The 20,457-nt window shown below is 64.1% G+C and carries 20 protein-coding genes; 4 read left to right on the top strand and 16 right to left on the bottom strand.

Going from position 1 to position 20,457, the window contains the following annotated elements; translation table 11 throughout:
- Positions 1 to 42 precede the first annotated feature (42 nt).
- Positions 43 to 177 (top strand): hypothetical protein, encoded by a 135-nt coding sequence (locus tag HGP13_RS38650; RefSeq protein WP_281410983.1) that lies wholly within the window; start codon positions 43 to 45, stop codon positions 175 to 177.
- Positions 178 to 517: 340 nt separating this feature from the next.
- On the opposite strand, the gene HGP13_RS30480 is transcribed toward HGP13_RS38650, so the two are convergent.
- From HGP13_RS30480 to HGP13_RS30520, 9 genes are all read right to left on the bottom strand, one after another.
- Positions 518 to 1,525, bottom strand: coding sequence for a sterol desaturase family protein (locus HGP13_RS30480; RefSeq protein WP_172232839.1), 1,008 nt, complete (start codon positions 1,523 to 1,525; stop codon positions 518 to 520).
- Complete coding sequence (locus HGP13_RS30485) at positions 1,518 to 2,471, bottom strand: SMP-30/gluconolactonase/LRE family protein (RefSeq protein ID WP_172232842.1); 954 nt, start codon at positions 2,469 to 2,471, stop codon at positions 1,518 to 1,520. The genes HGP13_RS30480 and HGP13_RS30485 overlap by 8 nt, the downstream gene beginning before the upstream one ends.
- A gap of 68 nt (positions 2,472 to 2,539) precedes the next feature.
- Entirely contained in the window at positions 2,540 to 3,325 is a 786-nt protein-coding gene (locus HGP13_RS30490) for a GntR family transcriptional regulator (protein ID WP_172232845.1), read from the bottom strand.
- Positions 3,325 to 4,203, bottom strand: coding sequence for a carbohydrate ABC transporter permease (locus tag HGP13_RS30495; protein ID WP_172232848.1), 879 nt, complete (start codon positions 4,201 to 4,203; stop codon positions 3,325 to 3,327). Before HGP13_RS30495 ends, HGP13_RS30490 begins: the two co-directional genes overlap by 1 nt.
- Before the next feature lie 2 nt (positions 4,204 to 4,205).
- Positions 4,206 to 5,159 carry a sugar ABC transporter permease gene (locus tag HGP13_RS30500; protein ID WP_172232851.1) on the bottom strand — a complete coding sequence of 318 codons (954 nt, stop codon included), beginning with the start codon at positions 5,157 to 5,159 and terminating at the stop codon, positions 4,206 to 4,208.
- Between the two features lie 23 nt (positions 5,160 to 5,182).
- A complete protein-coding gene (locus tag HGP13_RS30505) occupies positions 5,183 to 6,421 on the bottom strand; it encodes an extracellular solute-binding protein (protein ID WP_172232854.1) in 1,239 nt (412 codons plus the stop codon).
- A 32-nt stretch (positions 6,422 to 6,453) separates the two neighbouring features.
- On the bottom strand, positions 6,454 to 7,569 hold the full coding sequence (gene ugpC, locus HGP13_RS30510) for a sn-glycerol-3-phosphate ABC transporter ATP-binding protein UgpC (protein WP_172232857.1): 1,116 nt from the start codon (positions 7,567 to 7,569) through the stop codon (positions 6,454 to 6,456).
- A gap of 5 nt (positions 7,570 to 7,574) precedes the next feature.
- The gene (locus HGP13_RS30515) at positions 7,575 to 8,822 is read right to left on the bottom strand and encodes an enolase C-terminal domain-like protein (RefSeq protein WP_172232860.1); all 1,248 of its coding nucleotides are present in this window, start codon (positions 8,820 to 8,822) and stop codon (positions 7,575 to 7,577) included.
- A gap of 6 nt (positions 8,823 to 8,828) precedes the next feature.
- Positions 8,829 to 9,593 (bottom strand): SDR family oxidoreductase, encoded by a 765-nt coding sequence (locus tag HGP13_RS30520; RefSeq protein WP_172232863.1) that lies wholly within the window; start codon positions 9,591 to 9,593, stop codon positions 8,829 to 8,831.
- A 111-nt stretch (positions 9,594 to 9,704) separates the two neighbouring features.
- Here HGP13_RS30520 and HGP13_RS30525 point away from each other — a divergent pair, with 111 nt between their 5' ends.
- Together HGP13_RS30525 and HGP13_RS30530 are read left to right on the top strand one after the other, a co-directional pair.
- Complete coding sequence (locus HGP13_RS30525; protein ID WP_172232866.1) at positions 9,705 to 10,919, top strand: AGE family epimerase/isomerase; 1,215 nt, start codon at positions 9,705 to 9,707, stop codon at positions 10,917 to 10,919.
- Positions 10,920 to 11,290: 371 nt separating this feature from the next.
- On the top strand, positions 11,291 to 11,599 hold the full coding sequence (locus HGP13_RS30530; protein WP_172219768.1) for a hypothetical protein: 309 nt from the start codon (positions 11,291 to 11,293) through the stop codon (positions 11,597 to 11,599).
- Here HGP13_RS30530 and HGP13_RS30535 read toward each other — a convergent pair.
- The 3 genes from HGP13_RS30535 to HGP13_RS30545 are packed head-to-tail and all read right to left on the bottom strand — an operon-like array spanning position 11,577 to position 14,539.
- A complete protein-coding gene (locus HGP13_RS30535) occupies positions 11,577 to 12,350 on the bottom strand; it encodes an SDR family oxidoreductase (protein ID WP_172232869.1) in 774 nt (257 codons plus the stop codon). The genes HGP13_RS30530 and HGP13_RS30535 overlap by 23 nt on opposite strands.
- Positions 12,347 to 13,144, bottom strand: a complete 798-nt coding sequence (locus HGP13_RS30540) for an SDR family oxidoreductase (protein WP_172232872.1) — start codon at positions 13,142 to 13,144, stop codon at positions 12,347 to 12,349. The genes HGP13_RS30535 and HGP13_RS30540 overlap by 4 nt, the downstream gene beginning before the upstream one ends.
- A 3-nt stretch (positions 13,145 to 13,147) precedes the next feature.
- Positions 13,148 to 14,539, bottom strand: coding sequence for a transaminase (locus HGP13_RS30545; RefSeq protein WP_172232875.1), 1,392 nt, complete (start codon positions 14,537 to 14,539; stop codon positions 13,148 to 13,150).
- Positions 14,540 to 14,699: 160 nt separating this feature from the next.
- Here HGP13_RS30545 and HGP13_RS30550 point away from each other — a divergent pair, with 160 nt between their 5' ends.
- The gene (locus HGP13_RS30550; RefSeq protein ID WP_172232878.1) at positions 14,700 to 15,446 is read left to right on the top strand and encodes an IclR family transcriptional regulator; all 747 of its coding nucleotides are present in this window, start codon (positions 14,700 to 14,702) and stop codon (positions 15,444 to 15,446) included.
- 84 nt (positions 15,447 to 15,530) lie between these two features.
- Here the strand turns inward: HGP13_RS30550 and HGP13_RS30555 are convergent, their stop codons facing one another.
- From HGP13_RS30555 to HGP13_RS30570, 4 genes are all read right to left on the bottom strand, one after another.
- Positions 15,531 to 16,118 carry a YceI family protein gene (locus tag HGP13_RS30555; RefSeq protein WP_246707166.1) on the bottom strand — a complete coding sequence of 196 codons (588 nt, stop codon included), beginning with the start codon at positions 16,116 to 16,118 and terminating at the stop codon, positions 15,531 to 15,533.
- Between the two features lie 37 nt (positions 16,119 to 16,155).
- Positions 16,156 to 17,052, bottom strand: a complete 897-nt coding sequence (locus tag HGP13_RS30560; protein WP_172287218.1) for a hypothetical protein — start codon at positions 17,050 to 17,052, stop codon at positions 16,156 to 16,158.
- 178 nt (positions 17,053 to 17,230) lie between these two features.
- A complete protein-coding gene (locus HGP13_RS30565) occupies positions 17,231 to 18,721 on the bottom strand; it encodes an aldehyde dehydrogenase (RefSeq protein WP_172232884.1) in 1,491 nt (496 codons plus the stop codon).
- A gap of 211 nt (positions 18,722 to 18,932) precedes the next feature.
- Positions 18,933 to 20,378 carry an APC family permease gene (locus tag HGP13_RS30570; RefSeq protein WP_172232887.1) on the bottom strand — a complete coding sequence of 482 codons (1,446 nt, stop codon included), beginning with the start codon at positions 20,376 to 20,378 and terminating at the stop codon, positions 18,933 to 18,935.
- Positions 20,379 to 20,457 lie beyond the last annotated feature (79 nt).

The following is a 20,457-nucleotide window of genomic DNA, read 5'->3' on the forward strand; positions in this document are numbered from 1 at the left end:
TGCCCGGATACCCCATGGCTCTGGCCTCGGATGCCGCCAACGATGTTCTTCGTCGGCACCGGCACCGGTGCCGTCCTTGCCTCGACCGCATCGGCGCTGCAGCAGATAGAATCCGAGCTCGAAGGCGACTGCGGCGTGGTGGCCAAGCTTCTCAAGACAGGAGCCGGCGCGACTTAAAATCTGGCGCGAGTCGATATCGACGGGCCGGCCGGCGGAATCGCGCATTCCGCAAAACAACTGGCCTCCACAGTCCTTTGACCAGGGAACAGGCGCGAAGGTCGATGCAACTGAAGCCACTTCAACGACTGCCGGCGATGCACGCCGCCTGACAGAATGAATAGCCGGCCCGCGGATCAACGTTTTTGGACGGGGTGCATGCGAGCTCCCGGAACGCGTGGAAGCGCCAGTAGCGGTCATCCGTCGCCGGTTTTCAAAATGACCGCAGTTGGGCCGAAAGGGATGTCCGAAAGACTTGCTATGATTGCGCGTGAGAAAGCGATCGACTGTGGCCTCTGCTTCACTCGTGACCTTGCCGGGCCTGCCTGGCGGCACGCGCCATGAAGCGCTCGTTCATGCGCTGATGGGCTTCCTCGGTTCCGTCGTGAAAGCTCCCGAACCATTTATCGAGCGGGAGCGAGCCGTCCGAGTAATTGCACTCGAAATATTTGTGGTGGAGGTAGTGGGCGTAGCAATGCGTGTCGAAGGCGCTCTCCTCGCCCATCACAACCTTGTCGAAGCCGGTGTGGCCGGCAGCCGGCGCAAGGCCGAGATGCACCAGGTGGAAGATCGAGTGCAGCGGGTGCGATGGCACGATCCAGTGGATGAGCACGCCGGAGAAGTACAGCAGGTGCTCGACCGGATGCATCGCCAGCCCCGACCACGGGCCAGGATTGACGTTGGTGTGATGCAGTTTGTGCACCGTCCGGTAAAGCGGCGGCCAGTGGATCATGCGGTGAACGACATAGAAATGCACCTCCCTGAACAGCGGGATCAGCAGCATAATAAGGGCATTGTAGAGCGGATGCTCGGCCCAGCTGACGAACGGGATGTAGCTATTGGCGAACATCCAAAGGCTCACCGCCTCATAGGCCGTCCAGACCGGCACGCCGCTGCCAAGGCTCCAGATCAGATTGTCCACCGTCTGGTTACCGAAGAGGAATTCGGGGTTGTCGGTATCCAGCCACTTGCCGTTGTACTTGAACTGCGTGCCCTGCTTGCGCTGGCGGTAGAGCCGCAGGTGGAAGGAGCCGAAGAAGACGATCACCAGGGCGAGATTGCGCAAAAAGATCAAGGCGATCCAGCCGGGCGCGAAATGGCGCGCGGTCTCCATTGACGGCGTCAGCCACAGCCAGAAGGCCACGGCGATGGCGGCGTAGAAAAAATTCCAGGGCGCCAGATAGTCGGGTATCCAGCGCAGGATCGCTTTGAAATTCAGCGGCCAGACGAAGACTTGCGGATATTGAAGCCGCGCCGCGGGCTTCCAGTTGCCGCGCTTGTCGCGAGTTCCGTAGAGCGCATCATCCATGGCCATGTCTCCATATGGTCGGGCATGATGGTCGGGTTGCCGATGTCTGGCCAAACCGGTTCTCCGCAACGCCGGTGACACCGGGCTCGACCGCAAACAGCCCGCCCTCCTGAGGGTTTGCCGCCAGATGGTCAGATGTCATCGTGAACCGTGCCGAGGTGATGAAAAGCGTCCCCAGCCCGGGGCCGCCGAAGGTGCAACTCGTCGGCCACGAGCAAGGCAGCTCGATCACGCGCTCGAGCGTGCCATCGGCAAGGGTGCGGGTGATGCAGGCTCCGCCGACCACGCGGCAGGTCCATACGGCCCCTTCGGCATCCATGCAGGCGCCGTCGGGAAGCCCGCGTGGAAAGGCATCGCAAAAAAAGCGCCGCTTGGCCATCGATCGCCCGTCGGGCGAAACATCGTAGGCGTAGATGGCATTGTCGGTCGTGTCGGCGGTGACGAAGCGCCCGTCCGGCAGCCAGATCATGCCGTTGGTGATGCCGTAGAGGTCGTCACTGAGCAGGGTGACGGCTCCTTCTGGGTCGACACGGTAGTAGCGCCCGGCCTTTCCGTCGATGTCCTTCGGCGCGCCCGTTTCGGTCAGGTTGTTCTGCATGGTGCCGACCCAGAAGGAGCCGTCCGGCGCCACGCGGCCCTCGTTCAGCCGGTTGGCGGCGACATCCGGTTCGGGCACGGCCAGGGTTTCGAACGCGCCCTCGAAATCCCAAAGTGCGACGCGCCGCGTCAGGCCGACGACGGCGCCCCCGTCGGCGCGAAGCCCGATCGAGGTCGGAAATTCGTCGATGTCCCAGCGCTGTTCCGCGCCGCGCGCTGGGTCTAAGCGGCGGATCGCGCGGCCGACAATGTCGACCCAGAACAGGCAGCGGCGCTCGCCATCCCAAACGATGCTCTCGCCGACGATGTCGGTGCCCGGAAGAAGCTGGCGCACGGCACGGTCAGTCATGTGCCGGCTCCGCTTGTCGCCGCCCGGCGCGGTGCAACCCATGGTCCAAGGCCGGGCTGTGCCGGACCTCAGTCATCGAACCAGGCTGGATCGACAATCTCCAGCCCTCCCTTGTCGAAGTATTCCGGATGCGCGTCGAAGGCCGGGCCAAGAAAAGCGAAGATCCGCCGCAGATGGGCCTTCAAGGCCAGCTCTGCCGCGTCCCGGTTCGCCGCCTCGATCGCATCGACGATCCTCTCGTGCTGCTCGACGATCACCGACAGCGTCTCAACCGAGGCCAGCATCAGATGGCGAAAGCGGTCCATGTGCAGTTTGGCATCGGAAATGTCATTCCAGATCTCGGGCAGCCCGGCGCTCGAAGCGATGCGGCGATGGAAGAGCTCGTCGGAGTTGTAGAAGCGGTCTTCGTCACCGATAGCCGCCAGTGTCCGCTGAACAGTGATCTCGGCGCGCAGCGCCGTCACCAGTTGAGCACGCCGCGGCGACCGCAAGGCGCGGCGCAGCAGGCCCCATTCCAGGCTCTCGCGCAGGAACTGCGAGCGCTTCAGGTCGGCGACGCGCAGCGGTGCGACCACCGTGCCGCGTTGCGGAAAGATGTCGACGAGCTGCAGTTTGCCCAGCCGCGCCAGCGCCTCGCGCACCGGGGTGCGGCTGACGCCCATCTGTTCGGCCAGCCCACCTTCGGAAATCTCGGCATATGGTTTGAGATCGAAGGTCAAGATGCGGCCGAGCAGGTTCGAGAAGACCCGCTGCGTCGTGGCGACGCCGCTGCGCGGGCCGTCGATGCGCGCAAGGTTTCCCGCATCGTCAGCGAAATCAGGCGCATCGTTGGGATTTGTGATCGCCGTGGCCATCAGGTCGACACTCCGAGGCCGGCCATGAAATGCCGGCGCAGCAGGAAGAAAAGCAGGACGGTCGGGATGGAGGCCATCAGCGCCCCCGTAAGCACGATGTTGGGGCCCGACGATGTGTAGCTGCCCTGGAAGATCTGCAGCGCGTTCATCACCGAGCGGATCTCCGGCGTGTTGCCAAGCACGGTGGAAAACAGAAGGTCATTCCAGATCCATGTGAACTGCAGCAGGAACAGCGCCAGCATCGGACCCCGGCAATTGGGCAGCACGATGGAGAAGAACACGCGCCAGTCATTGGCGCCGTCCATGCGCGCGGCCTCGTCCATTTCCGGGTTGAGCTGCGCCATGAAGTTGCGCAGCACCAGAACCGGGAACGGTACGCAGATCGCCGTGTAGAACAGGATCATGCCGAAGCGCGTGTTGAGGATGCCTATCTTCTGATAGGTGAAGAACAGCGGGATCAGATACATCTGGAAGGGAAACACCGTGCCGGAAAAGATCAGCATGAACCAGAAGGTGCGGCCGGAGAAATCAAGCCTGGTCAATCCGAATGACGCCATCGCGGCGATCAGCACAGCCACGCTGGCGCCGATCAGGCCATAGGTGGCTGAATTCGCCAGTCCCCAACCGAGCTTGGCGTCGGTCCACACCCGCAGCGCGTTGTCGATGATCGGACTGAACCCTTGCGGCAACGCCAGCGGGCTGCCCGAGCCGTACTCGGCATTGGATTTGAAGACCGAGACCAGCAGATAATAGAACGGTGTCAGCCAGACCAGGCTGACAAGTGCCGCCACCGCGACGATGATCCAGCCGCCGGCCTGCCGGGCCCGCTCGCGCCTGGCAATGGCGTCGAAATCGTGAGCACGAACCGCGACAGTCATGGTCAGCGCACCATCTTCTCGGCCCGGGCCTGCAGGGCGGCCTGGAACCAGGTGACGAGGAGCACGAGGATGCCGATGACGACGGCGACAGCGCCGCCGAAAGCCCAGCCGCCCTTCTGGAAAGCCTCGAAATACATGTAGACGACCAGCGACAGCGTCCGTTGGCCGGGATAGCCGGCGCCCATCACCCACAGAAGGTCGAAGGCGGTGAAACCGGCAAGCACCGAAATGATCGTCACCACCACCAGGGTCGGCATCAGCATCGGCAATATGACATGGACATAGGTTTGCCACGGTTTGGCGCCGTCCATCTGCGCGGCTTCGACCGGATCGCGCGGAATGGCGGCCAACCCGAGCAGCAACAGCACCATGATGATGCCGACCGTCTGCCAGACATGGGTCGCGATAATGGAGGCCGTCACCGTATTGTCCTGATAGAGCCAGCCGATCGCCACGGTGCGGCCGGTGATGAGCGACAGCAGGTAGTTCAGCAGGCCGGTCGGCGCATAGACATAGTACCAGATCACGCCCACGGCTGTCGGTGCCATCACGCGGGGCAGGAAGATAAGGCTCTTAAAGGTGTTCTCGAAGCGGATGCCGCGCAACAGGATGGCGAGGCCGAGGCCGAGCAGCACCGGGAAGATCAGGGAGGCGACCACCCAGATCATCGTGTTGAAGGCGGCCTGCGTGAAATAGATGGTCTCGAACAGCCGTTCGTAGTTCCTGAAGCCTACGAAGGTGTCGAGCCCGGTGAATTTGCGCCAATCCGTGAAGCTCAGATAGATGTTGAAGGCGACGGGATAAAGCAGAAGCCCGCTGACCAGCAGCAGCGCCGGCGCCATGAAGCCGAACGCGGAGCGGAAATTGCGCCGCCGCGCCTTTTTCTCGCGCGCGGCGACCGCTTCGGCGCCGATGCGCCGAAGCAGGGTTTCGTCTTCCTGACTGAGTGCTGCCATTGCCTCGTTTCCGGAAGGGGGCCTTACTTCTTCGATGCCCAATAGTCGGCGTTGAGTGCCTGCATGCGGCCCATGATCGCCTTGGCATTGTCCATCGTGGGAGTAAGCAGGAAGCCGTTCAGTTCGGCAACCATTTCACCTTGCAGATCCGGCGGCACGGCCTCCCACCAGCGCTCCATCAGCACCGAATTGTTGGCCTTCATGTCGTTCGAGATCTTGGCGACGGTCGGGTTTGGAGCGTCGGCCTTGACGTTGCCCTCGAAATTCCCGGAGGACTTCGCCCAGGCGTTGGCGCCGTCGACCGAGGTCCAGAAATCGACCGCGGTCATGACGTCCTTCTTCTCCTTGCCGGCTACGGAGACGACGATCGGACCGGCCTCGACGACCACCGAGGACGGCAGCTTGGGGTCGACATTCGGCATGATGAAGGCGCCGAAGCCGCTGTCGGCCTTGAGCCCCGCGGTCTCGACGATGCCTTCGGCCCATTCGCCGATCAGATACATCGCTGCCTTGCCGCGGGCGAAGTCCTGCGCTTCCTCGTTGGAACGCGGATCGGTGAAGTAGCCCTTGGCGTACATGTCGGACCAGAGCTGGAAGGCCTTCTGCACCGCCGGGCTGTCATAGGGCACGGTGCCGTCGTGGAGGCCCTTGTAGGCGGCCGGATCGGTGCGGATCATCAATTCCTCGAACCAGATGAAGCCGCGCCAGCCTTCCTGGACAGTGGCGTCGAACGGCGTGATGCCGGCCGCCTTCAGCTTGTCGGCCGCAGCCATCAGATCACCCCAGGTCTTCGGTTCCGAGATGCCGTTGTCAGCAAACATCTTCTTGTTGTAGAGCACCACCCAGCGCGAGACCGAAAGCGGTACGGCATAGGTCTTGCCATCGACCTTGAACAGATCCTGGGTGGATTTCTCGTACTGGCCCGAAGCGATCAGTTTTTCCCAGACATCGTCCAGCGGCGCGATCTTGCCGGTGGCCACGAGCTCCTTGAAGGTCTGGCCGGTCCACCAGGTGAACAGGTCCGGTGGCGAGCCCGACGCGATCGAGGACTGGATGAATGCCTTGTACTGCTCCGGCGGCGCGTAGGATGTCTGGACGATGCGCACGCCGGTCTTTGCCTTGGCCGCGTCGCCAACGGCCTGGAACTGCTGCGACCAGAATCCCTTGTCGTGGTAGAGCGGCACGTCGTCGGCGAAGGCGGGTGCCGCCGATGCCAGCATCGCGCCTGCCACTGCTGCCTTGAGCCATTTTCCGTAGTTCATTGTCTCCTCCTGTTTCCCTGTTTGTCTTTGCGTCAACGTTGATCCGCCTGCGCGCGCAGGGTCAGGCCGCTCGAAGCGGCGAAGAGGTGCAGTTTCTCGATGTCGAGTGCGAGCGGCAGCTTTTCGTCGGTGACGACCGGGCGGGGGTTGCCCATCCGCGCGATCGCCTCGACCTCGCCGAGTCGCAGCAGGACCTGGCTTTCGCCGCCAAGCATCTCGGCCAGGATGACGGTGCCCCGTGCCGCGACCGGGCGCGCCGGTGCCATGCCATGCCCGACCGGCACGATATCGTCGGGGCGCAGGCCAGCAACGACCGGCAGGCCGGGAGCCAGCCCGCTGAAGCGGCCCTGCACGATAGGAGCCTCGAAAGCCGACGAGCGAAAGGAAAGTGTTCCCTCGCCCGTCGCCTCGATCGATCCCGGGAAGAAGTTCATCGCCGGCGCACCGATAAAGCCCGCGACAAACAGGTCCGCGGGATTGTCGTAGAGTTCGGACGGGGTGCCTACCTGCGCGATCAGCCCGTCCTTCATCACGACGATGCGGTCGGCGAGCGTCATCGCCTCGACCTGGTCGTGCGTGACATAGATGGTGGTGACGTTGAGCCGCTTCTGCAGCCGCTTGATCTCGATGCGCATCTGGTTGCGCAACTTGGCGTCGAGATTGGACAGCGGTTCGTCGAACAGGAAAACCGCCGGTTCGCGCACGATGGCCCGGCCCATGGCGACACGCTGGCGCTGGCCACCCGAAAGCTGCGCCGGCTTGCGGTCGAGGTATGGACCGAGTTCCAGCACCTCGACTGCACGCGCCACCCGCGCCTCGATTTCCGGTTTCGGCAGGCCGGCGAGGCGTAGGCCGAACGACATGTTCTGGCGCACCGTCATGTGCGGGTAGAGCGCATAGGTCTGGAACACCATTGCCACGCCGCGCTGCCTGGACGGGACGTCGTTGACGACGCGGCCGCCGATCTTCAACTCGCCATGCGAGATGGTCTCAAGGCCGGCAATCATCCGCAGCGTCGTCGATTTGCCGCAGCCGGACGGCCCGACGAAGACGACGAACTCGCGATCGGCGATATCCAGATCTATGCCGCGAACGGCGGGCTGGCGTCCGTAAACCTTGACTAGATCTCGAAGGCTGACCTCGGCCATGTCCGTCAGCCCGCCGGACGCATCGCGGCGCGCTTCACCGCTGGATCGGCATAGCGCGTTTCCGGCAACGTCGCGTACCAGTCCGGACGGCCGGGATCGCGGTCATAGGCATAGCCGCCGAGTTCCTTGAAAAGCTCGGCATAGTGCGCAACCTTCTCGCGATCGACCTCGACGCCGAGGCCGGGGCCTTTCGGCAGATCGATCATGCCGTCGCGGCAGGGCAGCTTGCCGCCAACAAGGATGTCGTCGGTCAGGTGATGATAATGAGCATCCGCCGCGAAGCCGAGATTTGGCAGCGTGGCGCCGAGATGCAGCATGGAGGCGAGTTGGATGCCGAGTTCGCCCGACGAATGCACCGACGCGCCGTACTGGAACGTCTCCAGCACCGTGCCGGCCTTGTGGGCCTGGCGAAGCCCGCCCCAGAAGGTGGTGTCGAGCAGCACGACGTCGACGAGGTCGTGGCGGATCGACTGGGCAAGCTGCTCGAAATTGACGACGACCGTGTTGGTGGCAGTCGGGATGCGCACGAACTGCCGCACCCTGCGCATGCCTTCCAGGCCCCAGGTCGGATCCTCGAAATAGTCGTTCTTCAGCTTTTCGATCGCGTGGCCGACACGGATCGCCTGTTCGACGCTCCATGCCCCGTTCGGATCGAGGCGCAGGAGATCGTTTGGAAATGCATCGCCCAGCGCCTCCATCACCGCGATATCGTGGTCGGGGGCGAAGTGCCCTCCCTTAAGCTTGTGCGTGGCAAAGCCGTATTTCTGCTTCAGCTCGCGCGCGTGGGTCACAATTTCGTCCGGCGTCGTCTCGCCGCCCTTGCCGCTTGCCTCGTCGGCGTAGCGGTAGAAAAGGTACGACGCGAAGGGAATCCGTTCGCGCAGCGCACCGCCGAGGAGGTCGCAGGCCCGCACGCCGAGCTTCTTGCCGGCGAGGTCGAGGCAGGCCATCTCGATGGCCGCATGCAGTTGGATGCGGTTGTTGTAGAGGCTTGCGGTCGGGTTCATGATCTTCCAGCGCAACTGCTCGAGTTGCAGCGGATCATGTCCCTTCAGATATGGCAGCAGCGCGCGGATGGCGCTTTCGGCGGACTCGCCGCCGCCACCCATCTCGCCCCAGCCGGAGCGCCCGTCATCGTCGATCACCTCGACGACGGTGCGGACGAATCGGCCCCAATGCGCGCCCATCGAATGCCGCAGCGGCGCTTCGAGCGGCACGGTGACGGTAGTTGCGCGGATATCTGCAATGGTCACGGGCTGTTATTCCTTCCTGGGCGAGCCGCCGAGCCGCGCCATCAGGCCGCCATCGACGCGCACGACCTCTCCGGTCACGAAGGACGCTTCCGATGAGAGCAGGAACGCGACCACCTCGGCGATCTCGTTGGCGTCCGCCGGCCGTCCGAGTGGATGCATGGCGTTGATGGCGTCCCATACGGCATCGGGGTCTTGCGCCAGCGCCACCGCATCGCGCAGCATCGGCGTGTCGACAGAGCCCGGGGCGACGCCGTTGACGCGCACGCCGTAGGGCGCGGCATCGACAGCCATGGCGCGCACAAGGCCGACCAGTCCATGCTTGGCCGCCGAATAGGCAACAACGCCGGTCTGTGCCGCAAAGCCCTGGACCGATGCCATGTGGACGACCGAGCCCTTGCTGGCGCGAAGCAGCGGCATTGTGGCCTGTGAGATCAGGAAGGCGCCCTTGAGGTTGACGTCGAACACTTCGTCCCAGACTGCTTCCGGCGTCGTCTCGACAGTGCCGTAGCGCTGGATACCGGCATTGTGGGACAGAGCGTCGAGCCCGCCGAGCTTGTCGGCCGCCGCGGCCGCGCGCTGGCAATCCTCGCCGCTTGCGACCGAACCGACGACGGTCTTGACCTTCACCCGGCCGCTCAGTTCGCCCGCCACATCGGCAAGCCCCCGGGCGTCGACATCCATCAGCACCAGCGCTTGGAATTGTTCGGCAAGCCTGAACGCCACTGCCGCGCCTATCCCCTTGGCCGCTCCTGTCACCAATGCGATTGACATTCGTTCCTCCTGACGGCTTTGTTATCGTGCTCTACCATGGTAGTCAACATCTAGCTTGCCGTGCCCGCCTCGCCTGTCATGCCGTAGCTGATGGCACGCTGGAGAAGAGACATGATCGATAGCCCGGATTTCCGCTCGCCCGACTTCCTGCTCGGCCATATGCGAAGCCTGATGGATTTCTTCTATCCGGCCTGCATCAACCGAGCGGATGGCGGCTATTTCAACGAATACCGCGATGATGGTTTCATCACCGACCGTTCCAACCAGCACATCGTCTCGACGACGCGCTTCATCTTCAACTTCGCGACCGGCGCCGGGCTGCTCGGGCGGCCCGAATTCGTGGCCGCGGCAACCCACGGCGTTAGGCATCTCGAAGAGGTCCACCGCGACCGGGAATATGGCGGCTACTTCTGGACGCTCGCCGGCAGGGAGGCATCGGATGCCAGGAAGCATGCCTATGGCCACGCCTTCGTGCTGCTGGCCTATGCGACGGCGCTCAAGGCGGGCATTGCAGGCATGGCGGCCAAGGTCGAGGAGATCTGGGACCTTCTGGAGCGCCGCTTCTGGAACGCCGGGGATCGCCTCTACGCCGACGAGGCATCACGGGATTGGACGGAGCTCTCACCTTATCGCGGCCAGAACGCCAACATGCACATGACGGAAGCGATGCTGGCCGCTTTCGAGGCGACCGGCGAGACACGCTATCTCGATCGCGCCGAGACGCTGGCGCATCGCATCTGCGTCGATCTCGCCGACCAGGCCGGCGGCGCGATCTGGGAGCATTACCGGACGGATTGGTCGCCCGACTGGGACTACAACAAGGACCAGCCCGACCATCTGTTCCGTCCCTACGGCTTCCTTCCCGGCCATCTCACGGAGTGGGCAAAACTGCTGATGGTGCTGGAGCGGCAACGCCCGGCGGATTGGATTCTGCCGCGCGCGATCCACCTCTACGACACGGCCATGGCCAGGAGCGCGGATTTCGAATGGGGCGGCATGCACTACAGCTATGCGCCGGACGGGCGGCTGCTTGACCGCGACAAGTATCACTGGGTCCATTGCGAGACCTTGGCCGCGGCTGCCGCCCTTGGCGGGCGCACCGGCCAAGAGCGCTTCTGGCAGGATTATGACCGGCTTTGGGCCTATTGCTGGCGCGTCTTCATCGACCACCAGCATGGCGGCTGGTATCGCATCCTGTCGCCGGATGGCCAGCGCCGCAGCACGATCAAGAGCCCGGCCGGCAAGACGGATTACCACCCTTTCGGAGCCTGCTGGGAAGTCCTGCGGGTTCTGCGCCGGGCGTTACTCCCCGAGCCTCGAACTTGATACGATTCGGCGTCTGGTGTCCGGTTCCATTTCATCGGCGAGCCGGCTGCTTCCACCGCCGAGCCCAAAGGAATGACGAGCGAGTTCGAGCATTTTGAACCTGCGGCCGAAGTCGGAACCCGCCTAATTGCACTTCGTTGCCGCCGATTACCGCGCGCATCGCCGGGCCTTGGCCAGGCGGTTCCGAGCAGCGCCCTCGCGGCTATAACTTTGACGCGGTCGCGGACTGCGCCCGTTTCGTGCAATGGTTTCCAAATGCCGGAGATGCTGTCTTGCGCGCCTCAGTCAGCGCTCGCAGTTTATTGGCTCGACCTCGTCCACTTGAGCTCGGGACTGAACACCTCAGGCGCTCATCGCAATCTCGGGCCTCTGTGCTGCTCACCGTTGTGGCTGGTGCCGGGCATCGCCTTCTGGTGCTGTTCGCCTTTCTGCTGACGCTCATCCCAAGCGACTATGCCGGTCGCGCCTACGCGGCCTATTATTTGGCAGGCAACAAGGGTTTCGCGATTTTCGCCGGGTGGCTATCAATCCCAATTGTAGGCCAGGCCAAGCTCATCATTGCCGCATTGTTCCGTATAATCCTGCCGACCTATGGGCCGACCATAGCGAACAGAAAAACTGCTATCGCCTCGCAGCCTGGGCGTCCGCAGGTCCGGGTCACACCGCCCTGTTCTGTGTAGGCGCGCGGCCGCCACCATCGGCGACGAGCACGGCACCGGTGACGAAGGACGCCTCTTCAGAGGCAAGGAACAGGCAGCAATTGGCGATCTCCGCCGGCTCGGCGACGCGTCGCAAGGCGATGCGACCGGTGAGCGCGGCAAACTCTTCGTCCGGCGTCGAGCCGTTGGCGGCGGCCGCCACTTCCATCTCGTAGACACTCATCGGTGTGCGCACCCAGCCCGGCGCTACCGCATTGGCGCGGATGCCGTCGGGACCATGCGCGTAGGCGAGCGAGCGTGTGTAGGAGACCAGCGCTGCCTTGCTCGCCGAATAGGCGGCGTTCTGGCCGCTGGCGTTGAAGGCGCCGACCGAGGCGATGTTGACGATAGCGCCGCCGCGCTGTTTCAAGAGCGGCAGAGAGGCGCGGCAGACCATCATGGCGCCGGTCACATTGACGGCGAAGCTGCGTTCCCAGGTCTCGTCGCTCAGGCTTTCCGGCTCGTCGAGGATCATCACGCCTGCCGCGTTGACGACAATGTCGAGCCGGCCGCCGCAGGCTTCTATGGCGCGCGCGACGTCGTCGGCAATGGTGATGTCGCCATGCACAGCAGTGCCGCCGCTTGCCTGTGCCGCCTCGTCCAAGGCGTCGCCGCCATGACCGAAGACAACGATTTCGGCGCCGTGCCGGCCGAACAGTTCGGCGGTCGCCTGGCCCATGCCAGTGGCGGCGCCGGTGATGAGCGCCTTGCGGCCTGCGAGACGTCGGCTCATGTCAGCCCCCAATGCCGTTCGACGGCAAAGCCGGTCTCCGGCAGGGTCGAGCCGCCGTCTACGACGATGGTCTGGCCGGTGGTGTATTTCGCCTGCTCGGAAGCGAGATAAAGCATGGCGTAGGCGATGTCGTCAGCCTCGCCGAGATGGCCGACGGGAATGTGCCGGCCGAGCCTGTCGGCAATTTCGGGTGCGCTCATCGTGCCCCTGCCCGGCTTGGCGATGAAGCCCGGCTCGACGCCGTTGACGGTGATGCCGTCGCGCGCGAATTCGAAGGCCGCACCGCGGATGAAGGCGTTGACGCCGGCCTTGGCCGCGGAATAGTGCGCGCCGCCGGCCATCGCCACCCGCGCCGACACCGAAGAGGTGACGAGGATGCGGCCAAAACCATTGCGGCGCATGACCGGGACCGCCGCCTGCGCCAGCCAGAAACAGGCTTTCAGATTGAGCGCCAGCGCGTCGTCGAGCTTGTCCTCGTCGAGTTCCTCGATCGAGGCCCAGGGGCAGCCACCGGCATTGTGGACGACGATGTCGAGCCGGCCCGCCTGGCGCACGATGTCGCTGACCAGTGCGTGGAGCCTGGCGCGATCGAGGCCGGCCAATGGCATAGCCCGCACGTCCAGTCTGCGGGCCGAGAGGTCGGCGGCCAGTGCTTTCGCGACATCGAGGGTTCGGTTGGCGATGATGACCGATGCGCCGGCTTCGGCAAAGCGCGAGACAATCGCCGCACCGATGCCGCGGCCGCCGCCGGTCACCAGAGCCACCTTGCCATTGAGGTCGAAGGGCTGCGCCATTGCTCAGACGACCCCGGCGCCGCGGACCAGATCGACGAAGCGCGCAAACACTTGCGTGTGGCGGTCGACATCGGCCGATGTCGTCGCCGGGCACATCAGGAACATGGTGTGGAACGGCGTCACCAGAATGCCCTCGTTCATGTAGAAGGCGTGCAGCAGCGTCTCGAGATCGCCGCGCCGGCTGGCGATGACATCGGCGCCATTCCTTGGCGGCTGCGGCATGAACATGATCTCGGCGCGGGCGCCAATCTGCGTCACATGCCAGGGCAGTCCATTGGCGTTGATGATGCCCCGCGCCGCTTCGGCCAGTCGCGAGGCATTGGCGATCATCACGGCGAAATTGGCCGGCGTCAGCACCTCTTCCAGCACGGCGCGCATTGTGGCGACGGTAAGCGCATTGCCGGCCAACGTACCGCCAATGCCGAGATGCGCGGACTGACGCACGCGCGGATTGACCATCGGCACGATCGCCCACAGCCGCTCGGCGATCACTTGCGAAACACCGAAGATGCCGGCCGGGATGCCGCCGGCGATCGCCTTGCCGGCGACGAGAATGTCCGGCTCCAACCCATGCTCGGACGAATAGCCGCCCGGCCCGCTGGAGATTGTGTGGGTCTCGTCGATGATCAGCACCGTGCCGGTGCGGCGGGTGATCTCGCGCAGTGCCGCATGAAAACCGACGGCGACCGGGATCATGCCGAAATTGGTCATCAGCGGTTCGGTCAGCACGCAGGCGACATCGCCGGCCGACAGCGCCTGCTCCAGTGCGGCGACATCATTGAACTCGACCACTTTCGAAACCGCCGAATGGTCGACGCCGTTTGGATGGATCATGTTGCGCAGGCCGATGCGGCCGTCGCGGATCTCGACATGCGCCTCTTCGACGCCGCCGTGGTAGCAGCCGGAAAACACCAGCACCTTGTCGCGGCCGGTGATCATGCGGGCGATGCGGATGGCACCGCGATTGGCATCGGTCGCAGAGGTGGTGAATGTCCAGTAGGGCAGGCCGAAGCGTCGCTGCAGTTCGGCGCCGACCCATAGGCTGTCTTCGGTGGGCAGCATCATCGTCGTGCCGTTCTGTAGCTGGCGAAGCGCTGCGCGGGTCACCGCCTCAGGCGCGTGGCCGCACATGCCGCCGGTGTCGCCAAGAGCGAAGTCGACATAGTCGTGGCCGTCTATGTCTTTGATATGGGCACCGCTGGCCGAGGAGACGTAGACCGGGAACCCGCCGGCCCAACGGCGCATCCAATGCGAGGGCCCACCATACAGGAAATGCTGCTTACCCTCTTTCCACGCCGCTGCCGAACGCGGATGCTTCTCGTGGAAGCGCTGTTGCTCACGGTCGAGGAGGTCGCCGATGATTTCGGAATGCGGATCTTGTTTCACGGCGGTCATCACGGCGGAAGTCTCCCTTGTGCGCCGTCGCTTCATGGCGCTAGATGTTTCCAATCTTGGTTCATTATTTGAACCATGATTTTGTATGTTATAAACAACCTGCAAGGCGCAACGACCGCTGTCAAGTTATTTCACACGCGAACTATCTCGGAGAACTCACATGAGCACAGTCGGCAAGGCGATCTCGCTGCTGGAACTGTTCACGCTGGCCGAGCCGGAGATCGGCCTCTCCGACCTCGCCTGTAAGGCCGGTCTCGACAAAGCCACCGCCCGGCGCCTGCTGGTCGCGCTTGCCGGCCATCGGCTGATCGAGCAGGAGCCGAAAAGCCGCCGCTACCGCCTCGGCGCCGGCCTGTCGCGGCTGGCCCGGATTCGTGACGCGCATTTCCCTTTTATCCGGATCGCAGCACCGGTGTTGCGCGATCTGGCGCTTGAGACCAGCGAGACAGTCCACCTGTCGGAATTCAGCGCCGGGGAGCTGCTCATCATGCATGTCGAGCTTTCGGCAAAGGCCAATCGCGTCAACGTCGATGTCGGACAGGTGCTGCCGCTGCACGGCACCGCATCCGGCATCGCTTTCCTCGCCGCCTCGCGCCCGGAGACAGTGGATGCCTATCTCGGAAAACCGCTGGATGCCTTCACCCCGCATACGGTCACGCGGCACGACAAAGTCATCGAAACGATCCACCTCGTTGCGTTACACGGCTATTCGCGCAACTCGCAAGGTTATGAGGAGGGAGTGCACAGCATCGCCGCGGCGATCCTCGGCTCCGACGGCTATCCCCTGGGAACGCTGGCGGTGGCGTCGCCGGTATCGCGCGTCGACGACGCGGTCGCGGCCAGCCAGGGCCAGGCGGCGGTTCGGGCGGCAAGGCTGATTTCGGCGCGCCTGGCCGGCGACGCCTGATACCCGCATCTCTGCCGTTGACACGCCCGCATAGGGACTGCCGCGCGGCCCTCATGTGCCGCGCGGCGCTACCCGTAGCGCTGCCTACTTCTTTACCGCCTCGAGATCGATGACGATGTCGACTTCCGGGCCGAGGCCGAAACCGTCGGCGGCTTTTGCCATCGGAAAGTCCGCGGTGCTGATTTTGCCGGTGGCGGTGAAGGCCGCCTTGGTCAGCGTCGCATCCCATGGCGCCGGCGCTTCGTTGCGCAGCGTCACGTCGAGCGAGATTTCCTTGGCAACGCCGCTAATGGTCAGATTGCCGGTCACCTTGCCGGTCTTGTCGTCGACTTTCTCGACCTTGGTGCTCTCGAAGCTGATGGTCGGGAACTCGGCCGCGTTGAAGAAGTCGGGACCCTTGAGGTCGTTGTCGCGCTGATCGAAAGCTGTGTGGACCGAGCCGACGTCGATCTCGGCCTTGACGTTGCTCTTCGATGGATCAGCCTTGTCCATGACGATCGCGCCCTTGACGGCGTCGAACTGGCCATGGGCGATGCCGTAGATGCCGTGCTTGATGGTGAAGGTGACCCAGCTGTGCTGGCCGTCGATCTCGTAATTGTCGGCATGGGCGGCCGACGCCATTGCAGAAGCGCCGACAAAGGCCAGGGCCGCGATCAGGTTTCGTATCGTCACATATCTCTCCCGTTTGTTGAAGGTATTGTCGTAGAGCTCAGGAAAAACCGAGCGCTGCCCCGTGCGGCGCCCAGACGATCGCCGCGAGCACAGACAGCATCGCCGGTATGGCGATCAGGAAGCCCGCAACAAGCGGCCGTAAAGGACGGCTGGCGGGAAGCAGGATTTGCAGCGGGCCAGCGAGAAACGCTGCCACCAGCAGCGGCAAAGGTGAAAGCATCAACGCTGCGGGGTTGGCCTTCGGCGCCAGCAGAGCGACCTGAATGATCGCCGTGCCCGCGGCGAAGAGCACGAGAAATTCGACGCCCTTGCCCCAGCCCGATGCGGGGCGACCGCGCAGTACCGCGATGTACTCGACCAGACACAAGCCTCCGATCAGCGCGGCGAGCGACCCGAGCAATTGGCCGACGACGATCGAGGCGCCGAGCACCGACGTCAAGGCGCCGGCGAGCGACGAGGTGAGCACTGCGGCCGGTATCATGAACGGCCGCTCAGCTGGCGGCGGCTCGGTGCGCATCGTCATCAGTGCCGCCGCTCCGGCTGCCGTCAGCAGGCCAACGACGACTGCTGCAACCATTTGAAGATCCACGGGACCGGCAAGGACCCGCCGCCAGCCGAGCCACGCGAAGGCCCCGACGATGGCAAAGGCAGCAAACACGCCGGCCCTCGGGCCGTTCAGCAGGCGCCCGAACAGCTGCCCGACGGCAATGCCAGCGGCCGCGAGATAGACCAGCTTCTGGCTGGCGGCGGTTGGTGGAAAGGCCGGCGCACCGACCGTGTCCCAGTACAGGAACAGCACAGCCGCGCCTACGATCAGCGTTGCAGTGACGGACGCCCCGGGGGCGACGAGTTTCACCAGCAGCGCCAACACAATGCCGAGCAGCAGGGGTAGCGCCGCAGTGGTGACCATCGGATTGCCGAGAAACGCGCTCAACTGCAACCCTCCGATTTCGGATTTGTTCGAACCGGCGGTTCGATCACATGTTCAATCTTGATTGGCGCAATGCCGGCCGTCTTGTCCGAGCCGGAACTTTGTTTTGACTGAGCGCGCACTCGTGTCGTCAGCCACTTGAATGGACCCGTCTCGCTCCAAATCACTTCAGCCGTGTCCCTCAACCGAGCGCGATCCAGGCTGTCTTAAGCTCTAGGTATTTCTCCAGCGCGTGTAGCGACTTGTCGCGGCCGAAGCCGGACTGCTTGACGCCGCCGAGCGGCACGGTGATGTCGGCGCCGCCATAGGTGTTGACATGGACGACGCCGGCATTGATGGCGCGCACCATGCGGTGCGCGGTGGAGAGGTTTGATGTCCACACCGCAGAGGCGAGCCCGTAGACCGTCGAATTGGCAAGCCGCACCGCCTCTTCCTCGGTGTCGAAACGCATGACGCCGAGCACCGGCCCGAACACTTCTTCGCGCGCAAGCTGCATGTCCTGCGTCACATTCTCGAAGATCGTCGGCGCCATGTAGCTGCCGCCGGTCTCGGCCAGGATCCGTTCGCCGCCGGTGACCAGCCTTGCGCCGTCTTCCCTAGCCTTGGCGACGAAGCCGAGATTCTTGTTCAGTTGCTCCGCACTCGACACCGCGCCGATATCGCTGGTGAGATCCAGCGGATCGCCGACCTTCAGCCGCGTGGTCGCCGAGACAAGCTCGTCCATGAAGCGGTCATAGACGGACGTCTGAACGAGCAGGCGCGAACCGGCAACGCAGACCTGGCCGGAATTGCGAAAAATGCCATTGGCCGAGACGACCGCCGCCTGCTTCAAATCAGGCGCATCGGCAAAGACGATGTTGGGCGACTTGCCGCCGAGCTCGAGGAAGACGCGCTTCAAATTCGAGCGGGCGGAATAGTCGAGCAGCCGCCGACCAACCGGTCCCGAGCCGGTGAAGGCGATGGCGTCGACATCCATGTGCAGGCCGAGCGCTTCGCCGGTGACGGAGCCGCGGCCGGTGACGACATTGAGCACGCCGGCGGGCAGGCCGGCCTCGCTGGCCAGCTCCGCCAGCCGCAGCAGCGTCAGCGACGCGATCTCGGGCGGCTTGACCACCACGCAATTGCCGGCGGCAAGGGCGGGCGCGATCTTCCAGGCGCCGATCATCAGCGGAAAGTTCCACGGCACGATGACGCCGACGATGCCGAGCGGCTCCTTGTGGATCAGCCCCAGCACATTCTCGGCCGTCGGCGCGATCTCGCCATAGACCTTGTCGATCGCCTCGGCGTAGTAGCGGATGGTGCCGGCGGCCGAGATCGGCTCGGCCTTGTAGGCCATGCCGATCTCGGTGCCGTTGTCGCGCACGCCCAGAACCGCCAGTTCGTCGACATGCTTTTCGATGAGTTCGGCGAGCCTGCTCAACACTTTCTTGCGGAAGGCGGGGGCGGCCCGCGACCAGGAACCCTTTTCGAACGCCTTGCGCGCCGATTTGACCGCGCGGTCGATATCGGTGGCATTGCCGTCGGCAATGCTGGCGAAGGCGCGGCCATCGATCGGCGAAATGACAGGCAATGTCGCGCCGCTTGTTCCCGCCGCTCGTTCGCCATCGATGAACAGACCGCGCGCGCCGATCTCCATCTTGCGCAGCGTGTCGATGGCATTTTGACTGATCATGGCGAACCGGCTCCGAAACTGACATGCAATGTGGTTGGCGCCCGGAACTCCCAGCCGCGGAACTCCGGATTCCTGCCGGGCACCAGGCTGAGATCGGGGAAGCGTTGGAGCAGCAGCCTTACCGCAAGGCACATTTGCTCGCGCGCGAAAAACCGGCCCAAAGAGAAATGGTAAAGGGCGGCGCCGAGCGCGCCGCCCCTTCTCGTCTGTCTTAGTCCTTCAGCGGCACGCCGAGATTCTCGAAGGCGACCGGATCGCGGTTCTTCAACGCCCCCGCCAGCAGCAGTCCGACGACCGCGGCGATCAGCACCAGGGCCGGCAGGAACGCCCCGAGGAAGCCGCCGGCACCCGACAGGCTGCCGAAATTGATGACGATGAGGTATATGATGACGACGAAGGCGATGAAGGTCAGCCCCGGCAGGATAGTGGTCTTCAGCGCGTTTTCCTGGGCCGACGGATTGGCGCGGAAATACATGACCACAGCGAGCGAGGCGACCGCCATCATCACGATGACGCCGAGCGTGGCGACATTGGTCAGCCATGAAAACAGTGCTAGCACCGGATCGAGGCCAAGCACGGCAAACAGCCCGACGACGACCGCGGCCAGCACGCTCTGGATGACCGAGGCGACATGCGGGCTCTGGTGCACCGAATGTGTCACGCCGATCGTCTGCGGCAACAGCTTCTCGCGGCCCGAGACATAGATGTAGCGGGCCACCGCATTGTGGAACGCCAGCACGCCGGCAAACAGGCTCGACACGAACAGGATGCTCATCGCGTGTGAGAGCATCGTCCCGGCGTAGCGGTCGGACAGACCGAACAGGAAAGTGGTCGGATCCTGAAGCCCCTGCAGAGCCGGCAGCAATTTGTCGACACCGGCGCCGACCGCCATCAGCCATGCGGTGACCGTGTAGAAAACGCCGATCAGCAGGACGGAGAAATAGGTCGCCCTGGGAATGGTGACCTTGGGGTCGCGCGCCTCCTCGGCGTAGATCGTCGTCGCCTCGAAGCCGATGAAGGCGGCAAAGCAGAACAGGATGGCGATGGCCGGGGCGCCTGAGGTGATCTGGCTCCAGCTGAACGGCGCCGCCGACAGGCCGCTGTCGCCGCCCGTCTTGAGGATGGCGATGTCGAGGACCAGCACTACCAGATATTCGCACAGCACCAGCACCGTCAGGATCTTGGCCGACAGATCGACCTGGCGGTAGCCGAGCACAGCAACGAGCGCGATGGCGATGAAGCTCCACACCCACCAGGGTAAATTGATGCCCCAGCCGGCGAAAAGGCCCGCGGTCGCGGCACCCAGCAGGCCCATGACGCCGATCTGCATGGCGTTGTAGGACAGGATGGCGATCAGCGCCGTGGCACCGCCGGCCAGGCCGCCGAGTCCGCGCGCCGCGTAGGCATAGAAGGCGCCGGCATTGCCGACATGACGCGACATGGCGACATAGCCAACCGCGAAAAGCAGCAACAGCACGGTCACGATCAGATAGGTGCCGGCAAAGCCTGCACCATTGCCCATCAGCATGCCGAGCGGCGTGCCGCCGGCGACAGCCGTCAGCGGCGCCGCTGCCGAGATAACCATGAAGGTGATGGCGCCGACGCCGAGGCTGTTCTTCCTCAGCCGGTTGACCTCACCGGTTTCGATTGTCGTCATTTTACCCTCCAAATTCCGCGCTGCGGAAACAAGTGTCCCTGGAATGCCTCGGCCTTCTTGAGGGCCCAATGTTCATTTC

This window comes from Mesorhizobium sp. NZP2077 (assembly GCF_013170805.1).
Taxonomy (GTDB): Bacteria; Pseudomonadota; Alphaproteobacteria; order Rhizobiales; family Rhizobiaceae; genus Mesorhizobium.

Coding starts and splice junctions, on each gene's coding strand:
- HGP13_RS30550 (WP_172232878.1), top strand. CDS start 14,700: ATGAGCACAGTCGGCAAGGCGATCTCGCTGCTGGAACTGTTCACGCTG.
- HGP13_RS30525 (WP_172232866.1), top strand. CDS start 9,705: ATGATCGATAGCCCGGATTTCCGCTCGCCCGACTTCCTGCTCGGCCAT.
- HGP13_RS30485 (WP_172232842.1), bottom strand. CDS start 2,471: ATGACTGACCGTGCCGTGCGCCAGCTTCTTCCGGGCACCGACATCGTC.
- HGP13_RS30480 (WP_172232839.1), bottom strand. CDS start 1,525: ATGGATGATGCGCTCTACGGAACTCGCGACAAGCGCGGCAACTGGAAG.
- HGP13_RS38650 (WP_281410983.1), top strand. CDS start 43: ATGTTCTTCGTCGGCACCGGCACCGGTGCCGTCCTTGCCTCGACCGCA.
- HGP13_RS30520 (WP_172232863.1), bottom strand. CDS start 9,593: ATGTCAATCGCATTGGTGACAGGAGCGGCCAAGGGGATAGGCGCGGCA.
- HGP13_RS30540 (WP_172232872.1), bottom strand. CDS start 13,144: ATGGCGCAGCCCTTCGACCTCAATGGCAAGGTGGCTCTGGTGACCGGC.
- ugpC (WP_172232857.1), bottom strand. CDS start 7,569: ATGGCCGAGGTCAGCCTTCGAGATCTAGTCAAGGTTTACGGACGCCAG.
- HGP13_RS30490 (WP_172232845.1), bottom strand. CDS start 3,325: ATGGCCACGGCGATCACAAATCCCAACGATGCGCCTGATTTCGCTGAC.
- HGP13_RS30495 (WP_172232848.1), bottom strand. CDS start 4,203: ATGACTGTCGCGGTTCGTGCTCACGATTTCGACGCCATTGCCAGGCGC.
- HGP13_RS30545 (WP_172232875.1), bottom strand. CDS start 14,539: ATGACCGCCGTGAAACAAGATCCGCATTCCGAAATCATCGGCGACCTC.
- HGP13_RS30565 (WP_172232884.1), bottom strand. CDS start 18,721: ATGATCAGTCAAAATGCCATCGACACGCTGCGCAAGATGGAGATCGGC.
- HGP13_RS30535 (WP_172232869.1), bottom strand. CDS start 12,350: ATGAGCCGACGTCTCGCAGGCCGCAAGGCGCTCATCACCGGCGCCGCC.
- HGP13_RS30505 (WP_172232854.1), bottom strand. CDS start 6,421: ATGAACTACGGAAAATGGCTCAAGGCAGCAGTGGCAGGCGCGATGCTG.
- HGP13_RS30500 (WP_172232851.1), bottom strand. CDS start 5,159: ATGGCAGCACTCAGTCAGGAAGACGAAACCCTGCTTCGGCGCATCGGC.
- HGP13_RS30570 (WP_172232887.1), bottom strand. CDS start 20,378: ATGACGACAATCGAAACCGGTGAGGTCAACCGGCTGAGGAAGAACAGC.